At 70.5% G+C, this 10317-nt stretch carries 10 protein-coding genes; 6 read left to right on the top strand and 4 right to left on the bottom strand.

Going from position 1 to position 10317, the window contains the following annotated elements:
• The 6 genes from FJM51_RS18290 to FJM51_RS18265 form a co-directional block, all read left to right on the top strand.
• On the top strand, nucleotides 1–298 hold a 298-nt coding region (locus FJM51_RS18290; protein WP_140455580.1), incomplete at its 5' end, for a TOBE domain-containing protein.
• Nucleotides 298–1068 carry an L-iditol 2-dehydrogenase gene (locus FJM51_RS18285; protein WP_210240333.1) on the top strand — a complete coding sequence of 257 codons (771 nt, stop codon included), beginning with the start codon at nucleotides 298–300 and terminating at the stop codon, nucleotides 1066–1068. The genes FJM51_RS18290 and FJM51_RS18285, both read left to right, overlap by 1 nt.
• 1 nt (nucleotide 1069) lies before the next feature.
• Nucleotides 1070–1861 carry an SDR family NAD(P)-dependent oxidoreductase gene (locus tag FJM51_RS18280; protein ID WP_140455568.1) on the top strand — a complete coding sequence of 264 codons (792 nt, stop codon included), beginning with the start codon at nucleotides 1070–1072 and terminating at the stop codon, nucleotides 1859–1861.
• A 13-nt stretch (nucleotides 1862–1874) separates the two neighbouring features.
• Nucleotides 1875–3368: a mannitol dehydrogenase family protein gene (locus FJM51_RS18275; RefSeq protein WP_140455567.1), complete on the top strand. Its 1494-nt coding sequence runs from the start codon at nucleotides 1875–1877 to the stop codon at nucleotides 3366–3368.
• Nucleotides 3365–4033: an HAD family hydrolase gene (locus FJM51_RS18270; protein ID WP_140455566.1), complete on the top strand. Its 669-nt coding sequence runs from the start codon at nucleotides 3365–3367 to the stop codon at nucleotides 4031–4033. The genes FJM51_RS18275 and FJM51_RS18270 overlap by 4 nt, the downstream gene beginning before the upstream one ends.
• A gap of 3 nt (nucleotides 4034–4036) precedes the next feature.
• Nucleotides 4037–5599 (top strand): FGGY family pentulose kinase, encoded by a 1563-nt coding sequence (locus FJM51_RS18265; RefSeq protein ID WP_140455565.1) that lies wholly within the window; start codon nucleotides 4037–4039, stop codon nucleotides 5597–5599.
• 67 nt (nucleotides 5600–5666) lie between these two features.
• Here FJM51_RS18265 and FJM51_RS18260 read toward each other — a convergent pair whose 3' ends face one another.
• The 4 genes from FJM51_RS18260 to FJM51_RS18245 form a co-directional block, all read right to left on the bottom strand.
• On the bottom strand, nucleotides 5667–6182 hold the full coding sequence (locus FJM51_RS18260; protein WP_140455564.1) for a CarD family transcriptional regulator: 516 nt from the start codon (nucleotides 6180–6182) through the stop codon (nucleotides 5667–5669).
• Between the two features lie 292 nt (nucleotides 6183–6474).
• Nucleotides 6475–6813 carry a ferredoxin FdxA gene (gene fdxA, locus FJM51_RS18255; RefSeq protein WP_140455563.1) on the bottom strand — a complete coding sequence of 113 codons (339 nt, stop codon included), beginning with the start codon at nucleotides 6811–6813 and terminating at the stop codon, nucleotides 6475–6477.
• A gap of 53 nt (nucleotides 6814–6866) precedes the next feature.
• Nucleotides 6867–7190 carry an RNA-binding S4 domain-containing protein gene (locus tag FJM51_RS18250; protein ID WP_140455562.1) on the bottom strand — a complete coding sequence of 108 codons (324 nt, stop codon included), beginning with the start codon at nucleotides 7188–7190 and terminating at the stop codon, nucleotides 6867–6869.
• Nucleotides 7191–7211: 21 nt separating this feature from the next.
• Nucleotides 7212–10295: a helicase-related protein gene (locus FJM51_RS18245; protein WP_181164621.1), complete on the bottom strand. Its 3084-nt coding sequence runs from the start codon at nucleotides 10293–10295 to the stop codon at nucleotides 7212–7214.
• Nucleotides 10296–10317: the final 22 nt, after the last annotated feature.

Genomic DNA, 10317 nt, shown 5'->3' with positions numbered 1-10317 from the left:
CCCGACGATGAACTTCGTCGAGGGGCCGACCGCGGCGCGCTACGACGCCCAGACGATCGGCGTCCGGCCCGAGCACATCTCGGTCTCCACCACCCCCGTCGAGGGCGGCTGGAAGGGCACGGTCGGCGTCGCCGAGCATCTCGGCGCCGACACGTTCAGCCATGTCGAGACCGAGGGTCAGGGCACGATCAACGTCCGCTCCTCGGGCGAGGTGCCGATCCGTCACGGCGACACCGTCTGGCTGACGCCGCATCCGGACCGGATCTACCGTTTCGGGGCCGACGGGCTCGCGCTCTGATGCGCCTTGAGGGCAAATCCGCGCTGATCACCGGCGCGGCGCGCGGCATCGGCGCCGCCTTCGCCAAAGCCTATGTCGCGGAGGGGGCGACGGTCGCGATCGGCGACATCGCCATCGACCGCGCCGAGGCGACGGCGGCCGAGATCGGTCCCGGCGCCTACGCGGTCAGGCTCGACGTGACCGACCAGGGCTCGATCGACGCGGCCATCGCGACCGTCGTCGAGCGCGCGGGCGGGCTCGACATCCTGATCAACAACGCGGCCCTCTTCGACCTGGCGCCGATCGTCGAGATCACCCGCGAGAGCTACGACCGGCTGCTCCGGATCAACGTCGCCGGCACGCTCTTCACGATGCAGGCGGCGGCGCGCCAGATGATCGCGCAGGGGCGCGGCGGCAGGATCATCAACATGGCGAGCCAGGCCGGGCGGCGCGGCGAACCGCTGGTCGCGGTCTATTGCGCGACCAAGGCGGCGGTCATCTCGCTCACCCAGTCCGCGGGGCTCGATCTCATCGAGCACGGGATCAACGTGAACGCGATCGCCCCCGGCGTCGTCGAGGGCGAGCACTGGGAAGGCGTGGACGCGCTCTTCGCCAGATACGAGAACCGCCCGCTCGGCGAGAAGAAGCGGATCGTCGGCGAGAGCGTGCCCTATGGCCGGATGGGGCGGGCCGAGGACCTGACGGGAATGGCGGTCTTTCTCGCCTCCAGCGAGGCCGGATACATCGTCGCCCAGACCTACAACGTGGACGGCGGACAATGGATGAGCTGAGATGGACCTCGGACTAGCCGACAAGGTCGCCGTCGTCACCGGCGGCAGCGTGGGCATCGGCCTCGGCGTCGCCCGCGCCTTCGCCCGCGAGGGCGCGCATGTGATCCTCGCCGCGCGCGACCGGGACCGGGTGGTGGCGGCGGCGCGCGGGATCACCGAGGAATTCGGCGTGAACGCGCTCGGCCATGCCTGCGACGTGGCGACCGCCGAGGGCTGCGCCAGCCTGATCGACGCGGCGGGCCGGGCTTTCGGCGGCGTCGACATCCTCGTCAACAACGCCGGCACCGGCTCCAACGAAACGATCCTCGAGGCGCCCGACGAGAAATGGCAGGCCTACTGGGATCTGCACGTCATGGCCGCCGTGCGTCTCGCCCGCGGGCTCGCCCCGATGATGGCCGACCGCGGCGGCGGCGCGATCCTGAACAACGCCTCGATCTGCGCGGTGCAGCCGCTCTGGTACGAGCCGGTCTACAACGTCACCAAGGCCGCGCTGCTCATGCTCTCGAAGAACATGGCGACCGAGTTCATCCCGCGCGGCATCCGCGTCAATACCGTCAACCCCGGCCTGATCCTGACGCCGGACTGGATCAAGACCGCGAAGCAGCTCTCGGAGGGGACCGGCGGCGACTGGGAGGGCTACCTCCAGTCGGTCGCGGACGAGCACGCGCCGATCAGGCGATTCGGCACGGTCGAGGAACTGGCGGATTTCATGGTGTTCCTCTGCAGTCCCCGCGCGTCCTACGTCACCGGCTCCGTCCACCACGTCGATGGCGGCATGCTCCGATCCATCTGAAGGAGGCACCCCGATGCCAACCAACACGCTCGCGATCCCGCTCTCCCTCGCCAATCTCGACAAGCTGCCCGCCGGGGTGGCGCGGCCCTCCTACGCGCGCGGCGACCTCTCGCCCGGCATCCTGCATTTCGGGATCGGCAACTTCCATCGCGCGCATCTGCAGGTCTATCTCGACCGGCTGATGAACGCGGGAAAGGCCAGGGATTTCGCGATCCTCGGCGCGGGCGTGACACCCTATGACGTGAAGATGCGCGACGCGCTCGAAGGCCAGGACTGGCTCTCGACGGTGGTCGAGCAATCCGCCGCCGTCTCCGCGGCCCGCGTGACCGGCGTGATGACCGACTTCCTGCCGCCGATGGACGGGGCGGCGATCATCAGGGCATTGAGCGATCCGGCGATCCGCATCGTCTCGCTGACCGTGACCGAGGGCGGCTATTTCGTGAACCCCGCGCTCGGCAAGTTCGACCCCGAGAACCCGGCCATCGTCGCCGACGCGCGCGCGCCCGAGAATCCCAAGACCGTCTTCGGCCTGATCCTCGCCGGGCTGAAGGCGCGCAAGGCGGCCGGCGTCCAGCCCTTCACGGTCATGTCCTGCGACAACGTCCCCCACAACGGCAAGGTCTGCCGCGAGGCGGTCGCGGGCCTCGCCGAGGCGCAGGACAAGGGCTTCGCCGCCTGGGTGCGCGACACCGTCGCCTTCCCGAACGCGATGGTGGACCGCATCGCCCCCGCCACCTCGGACCGCGAGCGCGGCATCGTGCGCGACGAGTTCGGCATCGAGGACGCCTGGCCGGTGTTCTGCGAGGACTTCCTGCAATGGGTGGTGGAGGACGATTTCACCGCCGGCCGGCCCGCCTTCGAGGAGGCGGGGGCGGAATTCGTGCGTGACGTCACCCCCTGGGAGATGATGAAGATCCGCATCCTGAACGGCGGGCACGCGATCATCGCCTACCCCGCGGGCCTCATGGACATCCATTTCGTCCACGAGGGGATGGAGCATCCGCTGGTGCGCGCCTTCCTCCAGAAGGTCGAGCGCGACGAGATCATTCCGATCGTCCCCCCGGTGCCCGGAACCGACCTCGACGGCTATTTCCGCAAGGTCGAGGAACGCTGCCTCAACCCGAAGATCGGCGACACGATCCGCCGGCTCTGCCTCGACGGCTCGAACCGGCAGCCGAAGTTCATCATCCCCTCGATCGCCGACCGGCTCGCACAGGGCCTTCCCGTCGACGGGCTCGCGCTCGAGAGCGCGCTCTGGTGCCGCTACTGCGCCGGGACGACGGATTCGGGCGCGGTGATCGAACCCAACGATCCGAACTGGGATCGGCTGACCGGCGCCGCGCAGGCGGCGAAGTCCGACCCGATGGCCTGGCTCGGGATGCGCGACATCTATGGCGAGACCGCCGACGCGCCCGCCTTCCGCACCGCCTTCGCCGACTGGCTCGGCATGCTCTGGCGGAGCGGGACCGCGGAGACGCTGCAACGCTATCTGGGCCAGGCGGAGTGAGCGGGGGGCCACTCGTCATCTTCGATTGCGACGGCGTGCTCGTCGACAGCGAGCCGCTCGCGATGGCCGTGCTGCTCGAGGCGATCCGCGCCCAGGGGCTCGAGATCGATCCCGGGCAGGGTTACGAGCTTTTCCTCGGGCGCAGCCTCGCCAGCATCGGCCAGATGCTGGTCGAGGATTTCGGCGTCGCGCTCGACGCCCTCGCGCTCGACGAGATGCGCCAGCGGCTCTATGCGAAATTCCGCGCCGAGCTGACGCCGATCCCGCATGTGCCGGAGGTGGTCTCCCGGCTCGCGAACCCGTTCTGCGTCGCCTCGTCGAGCCAGCCGGAACGGGTGGAACTCGCCCTGCGGCTGACCGGGCTCTGGGACCATTTCGAGGGCAAGCTCTTCAGCGCGACCATGGTCGCGCATGGCAAGCCCGCCCCGGATCTTTTCCTTCTAGCCGCGGGGCGCATGGGCTATGCTCCGGGCAATTCCCTGGTCGTGGAAGACAGCGCGGCCGGCATCCGCGCCGCGCAGGCGGCGCATATGCGGGTCGCGGCGTTCACCGGCGGCGGACATGCGCGGAACAAGCAACATGAGGCGCGCCTGCGCGTTCTGGAACCGGACTGGATCATCGACGACATGCGCGACCTGCCGACGCTGCTGCGGCGCTGGCCGTGAGGCATGACGGCGCTGCTCGCCGCCGTCGATGTCGGCACGGGCAGCGCGCGGGCGGGGATCTTCCGGCCCGATGGCGCGCTGCTGGGCCGCGCGGAGCAGCCGATCGAGACCCGCCGCCTCTCCTCCGTGATGGCCGCGCAGGACAGCGCGCGGATCTGGCAGGCCTGCGCGCGCGCCCTGCGCGGCGCGCGCGCCGAGGCGGCGGCCCCGCGCGAGGCGGTCCGCGCCCTTGCCTTCGACGCGACCTGCTCGCTTGCCTTCCGCGCGGCGGACGGGGCGCCGGTCGGGATCCTGCCGGGCGAGCCCGCGCGGTGGGACACGATCCTCTGGCTCGACCACCGCGCCGCCGCCGAGGCGGCCGAGTTCACCGCGACCGGCCACCCCGCGCTGCGCCATCTCGGGGGCACGATGTCGCCGGAGATGGCGCCGCCGAAGCTGCTCTGGGTGAAACGCCACATGCCGGAGGCCTGGACGCGGACCGGGCGGATCCATGACCTCGCGGATTTCCTGGCCTGGCAGGCGACCGGCTCGGGCAACCGTTCACGTGCGACCCTCGCCTGCAAATGGTGCCATCTCGGCGAGGAAGGCTGGCCGCGCGACCTCTTCGCCCGTGTCGGACTGACGGACCTCCTCGAAAACGCGGGGATAACGGCGCCGCCGGTGCCCGTCGGGCAGCCCGTGGGGCACCTGACGCCGGGGGCCGCGGCGGAACTGGACCTGCCCCCGGGCCTGCCCGTCGGCGCGGGCCTCGTCGACGCCTATGCCGGCGCGCTCGGCGTGCTGGGGGCGGAACGGGCCGGCGACGTCGCGCTGATCGCCGGGACCTCCACCTGTCTTCTCACGCTCGCGCGCGAGGCGCGGTTCGTTCCCGCCGCCTGGGGCCCCTTCGCGGACGTGGTCTTTCCGGGAACCTGGGCGCTGGAAGTGGGACAATCCGCCTCGGGGGCGCTGCTCGACCGGCTGCTGACCCCGCCCGGCGCGATGGCGCCGACCCCGGGACTGCGCGAGCGGGTGATGGCGCGGCTGCGCGCGCTCCGCGCCGCCACGCCCGATCTCGCGCCGGAACTGCATGTTCTACCGGATTTCCTCGGCAACCGCGCGCCCCTCGGCGATCCCGCGGCGCGGGCGACGATCACCGGCCTCGACCTCGGCGGGGATCTCGATTCGCTTTGCCGGCTCTACTGGCGGACCGCGGTGGCGCTCGCGCTCGGCCTGCGCGAGATGGTGGCGCATCTGAGAGCGCATGGCATCGGGGCCGAGCGGCTGCTGCTCGCCGGCGGCCACGGGCGGGACGAGATGCTCACCGCGCTCTACGCCGATGCGACCGGCCTGCCCCTGGTCGCGCCGCGCGGGGATCCCGTCCTGCTCGGCACCGCGATGGCGGCCGGCGTGGCCGCCGGTCTCTTCCCCGACACGCGGGCGGCGGCGCGGGCGATGGGGAGCGAGGGCCAGACCCGCGCGCCCGATCCGGCGCGGTCGGGCTGGCTGGAGCGCGACGCGCGCGCCTTCGCGCTGCTGCGGCGCCATCGCGCCGAGCTCGAGGCGCTGCTTCGCGCCCAAGGCTGAGCTCGGCCCATGAAAAAGGGCGTCGGAAGATCCGACGCCCCGGAGTCACATGGTCCCGGGTCCGGGATCAGGCGGCGACGCGCCCGCCCAGCACGTCGTCGACATGCTCCTGGGCCTTGCCTTCCTCGATCCCGTTCACCGCCGCGACCTCGCGCGTCAGCCGCTCGAGCGCCGCCTCGTAGAGCTGACGCTCGGAATAGGACTGCTCGCGCTGGTCGTCCGACCGGTGCAGGTCCCGCACGACCTCGGCGATCGAGATCAGATCGCCCGAATTGATCTTCTGCTCGTATTCCTGCGCCCGGCGCGACCACATCGCGCGCTTGACGCGGGCGCGCCCCTTCAGCGTCTCCATCGCCTTGCCGACCACGTCCGCCGAGCTCAGCGGCCGCATGCCGACCGAGCTCGCCTTCGAGGTCGGGACGCGCAGCGTCATCTTGTCCTTGTCGAACGAAATCACGAACATTTCCAGGCGCAGCCCGGCGACCTCCTGCTCGTCGATCGATACGATCCGGCCGACCCCATGCGCCGGATAGACAACAAAATCGTTCGGACGAAACTCGGTCGCCTTCTTGGTCTTGCTCATGTTGGCGTCTATTCCTTACTGACTACGGTCGGTTCCGTTAACCAGTTGACCGCGGCGACAAATTCCGGGCCGGTTGCCTTCGCGTGCAACCCGCTCGGAGCAATTTGACTCGGTGAACCGGTATCAGGCTGTTTGGCTTCAGCCTTTGACTCCGTGACCCTTGTGCAGGTGCATATAGCACAAAAATAGTCAAAAGGGAAGGGAAAGCGGCGCAATCGCGCTTCCGGGGAAGCCCACAAACGTTTCCCAGGCCGGACCGGGCGAAAGGTGTTCGCCGCCGCGGGGCGGCGGTTCAGCCCCCTTCGCCGGGCGCCTCGGAGAAGTACTTGGTCAGCTTGTCCGCTTCGCCATCGCGCTCCTCCGCCTCGGGCAGCGGGTCGCGGCGCGTGGCCAGCACCGGCCAGAGCTCCGAATACTTCCGGTTGAACTCGACCCATCCCTCGAGATTCGGCTCGGTATCGGGCCGGATCGCGTCGGCGGGGCATTCCGGCTCACAGACCCCGCAATCGATGCATTCGTCGGGGTGGATGACGAGCATGTTCTCGCCTTCGTAGAAGCAATCCACCGGACAGACTTCCACGCAATCCGTGTATTTGCAGGCGATGCAATTGTCGGTGACGACGTAAGTCATGGCTCAGAGCCTCGATTCAGGTGTCCGCAAAGCCTGTCACACTCCGCGAGGCGCTATTTAACAGGCTGCCCTCCGGGATCAAGGGGCGGCGCGCCATCGGGCTGTGGTTCCTCGAGATCGCGGTAGAGTTGCCGCGCCTCGGTCGCCGGTCCCCTGCGCGCGCCGATGCCGAGAACACGGATCACCCGCACCCGCGATCCCTGGACGAAGCTCAGCCCGTCACCGGGCCGCACCAGCTGGGCCGGCTTGGTGACGCGGGTGGCGTTCAGCCGGACGGTGCCCCGGGCGATCGCATCGGCGGCGAGCCCGCGGCTCTTGAAGAAACGCGCCTGCCAGAGCCATTTGTCGAGTCTGGTCGATGCCGCGTCCTCTCCCATCACGCCCTCATGGCGCCGCGCTCACTCGCGCAGCTTGAGCGCCATCAGCGCGGCGAAGGGATTGTCGGGGTCGAGCGGCTTGTCGGGCCGCGCCGGGCGGTGCGGACGCTGCGGCTGATCGCCCCCGCGTTCCGGCTTGCCCTTGCCCTGCTTCGGCCGGGCACCATGCTCGCCCCCCTTGCCCGGACCGCCGCGCTCGCCCTTCTCGCGGTTGCCGGGTTTCGCCCGCCGCTCCGGCCCGCCCGCCTCCGCGCCGTTCCGGCCGCGACCGTGGCCATGCCCATGACCTGACCGGGCCGGGCGCTGCCGCGGCGCGCGGATGAAGGTGTAGAAGGTCTCGACCTCGAGCGATTCGAGCGGCGCCTCGGCCGCCTCCGCCGCGGGGGGCGCCGCGGGCGGTTCGGTCGTGATCATCGGCGGCTCGGCGGGCGCCGGCGGCTCCGAAGGCGGTTCGACCGGCGCCGGGGGCTCCGCGGGGGGTTCGGCCGGGGTGACCGGCTCCGCCGGCGGCTCCTCGACCGGCGGGTTCACCGGCACTTCCGCCGGCGGCTCGATCGGCGCCTCCGCGGGCGGGGCGGGCGGCGATTCGACCGGCTCCTCCACCGGCACTTCCGCGGGCATCTCGCCCGGCACCTCGGTCGGGGTATCGTCCGGAACGCCCGCCGGTACCTCGTCGGGTGTTTCGCCCGGACCGGCCTGCACCGCCTCGGCGGGTTTCGGCGCCCGCCGCTTCGGCCGCGTGCCCTCGGTCGCGGCATAGCCCATGCCGCGCATCAGCCCGGCGAACTGATCGAGGCTGAGACCGGTGATCGACAGCATGTCCGCCGTCGCCTCGAATCCCGCTCGCGCATCAAGACCCCTGATCATGTCGGCCAGACGCTCGAGCATGTCGATCCGGATCGCACGATCCCCGGCGAGCCGGTAGCCGGCCCGCGCGTAGTAGCCGGCGGGCGCGCCCGGCACCGCGGGAACGGTGACGAGCCCCGGCGGCGGAGCTTCGGGGAAGACATCGAAACCCTCCTTCAGTGACCACAGCACCAAACGCAGCCGGGTCGCCGCGGGTTTCAACATCAGCGGCTGGAAGATCGTGTACTGGCCGAACCGCACGCCATGCTTGCGCAGCCCCGCGCGCTGGTCCTGGTCGAGGGCCTTCACGTCGTCCGCCACCTCGGCCCGCGGCAGCACGCCGAGCGCCTCGACCAGCCGGAAGGCGATGCCCCGCGCCATGCCGACGAGCGCCTCGTCGTCGCGAAGCGCGATCAGCGGCTGGAACAGCGCGGCGATCTTGCGGTCGACCCAGTGGCCGAGGCGGCGCTGGACCTTCTCCGCGACCCGGGGATCGGCGTCCTCCTCGACGAAGGGCTCGATCCGGGGCGTCAGCGGATCCGCGCCGGCGACGAGCTTGCCGATCGCATGCTCGCCCCACATCAGCCCGCCCTGCTCGGTCACGTCGATCTCGGTATCGGGGGCGTTATAGAGCTTGTCCGCCCGCAGGCTCAGCGCCGGCGCGAGCGCCGCGAGCCCGGCCGCGCGCAATGTGCGCGCCTCCTCGGACGAGGCCGAGGGATCGAGCTGGAAGCGGAATCCTTCGAGCCGGCCGATGAACTGATCGTCGATCGTGACTTCACCGTTTTCGGTCACCGTGGCCACGAGGCCCTCCCTCTGCTTCAACCGCCGCATGAGGATGCTCGTGCGGCGGTCGACAAATCGCTGGGTCAGACGCGCGTGCAGCGCATCCGACAAACGGTCTTCTACCGCACGGGTTTCCCCGCGCCAATGGTCCGCGTCATCGACCCAGGCCTTGCGCTGCGCAACATAGGTCCAGGTGCGGATATAGGCGAGACGTTTCGACAACGTGTCGATGTCGCCCTCGGTCCGGTCGATGCGCCGGATCTGCGCGGCGAGCCAGTCGGTCGGAATGCCCCGGCCATCCCTCAGGAACTCGTGCAGCCGGGCGCAGAGGGTCGCATGCTCCTGCGAGGAGACCTTGCGGAAGTCGGGCACCTGGCAGACGTCCCAGAGCAACCGGGTCTCGACGCGGCCGCTGAGCGCGCGCATGGCCGGCATCTCCGCGAGCGTCCTCAGCGTCAGCAGATCGTCCGCCTCGCGCGCGCGCCGCAGGTCCGGCTGGCCGGACGGCGCCTCGAGGCTCGCGATCAGCGCGCGCGGCGAGCCGAATTCCAGCGCCGAATTGCGCCATTGCAGCTGCCGGATCGGCTCGAACGCATGCTCCTCGATCGCCTCGACCACGTCGGGATCGAGCGGCGACGCCTCGCCCGTCACGCCGAAGGTCCCGTCGGCCATGTGCCGTCCCGCGCGCCCGGCGATCTGCGCGAGTTCGGCGGGCGAGAGATGCCGGTGCCGGCGCCCGTCGAATTTCACGAGGCCGGAGAAGGCGACATGGCCGATATCGAGGTTGAGCCCCATGCCGATCGCGTCGGTCGCGACCAGGTGATCGACGTCGCCGTTCTGGTAGAGCGCGACCTGCGCGTTGCGGGTGCGCGGGCTCAGGGCGCCCATCACCACCGCCGCGCCACCCTTCTGGCGCCGGATCAGTTCGGCGATCGCATAGACGTCCTCGACCGAGAAGCCGACGATCGCGCTGCGCGAGGGCATCCGGCTGATCTTGCGCGGTCCGGTGTAGCGCAGTTCCGAGAATCGCTCGCGCGAGAGGAACCGGACACCGGGGATGAGATGCGCGATCCGGCCGCGCATCGTGTCGGAGCCGAGCAAGAGCGTCTCGCGCAACCCCCGCGCATGGAGCAGCCTGTCGGTGAAGATATGCCCCCGGTCCGGGTCGGCGCAGAGCTGGATCTCGTCCACCGCGAGGAATTCGGCGGCGAGATCGACCGGCATCGCCTCGACGGTGCAGACCCACCAGGCGGCGCGGGGCGGCACGATCCGCTCCTCCCCGGTGACGAGCGCGACGACCGAGGGGCCGCGCAGCGCGACGACGCGGTCATAGACCTCGCGCGCGAGCAGGCGCAGCGGCAGGCCGATGATGCCCGTCCGGTGCGCCAGCATCCGCTCGATCGCGTAATGCGTCTTGCCGGTATTGGTCGGGCCGAGCACCGCGGTGACGCGGGATTCGCCGTCGAAAGCCATGCGTGCTTCTCCGATGCGGACG

The sequence above is a fragment of the Amaricoccus solimangrovi genome, assembly GCF_006385685.1.
Lineage (GTDB): Bacteria > Pseudomonadota > Alphaproteobacteria > Rhodobacterales > Rhodobacteraceae > Amaricoccus > Amaricoccus solimangrovi.
This window is presented reverse-complemented; position numbering and strand designations above follow the sequence as displayed.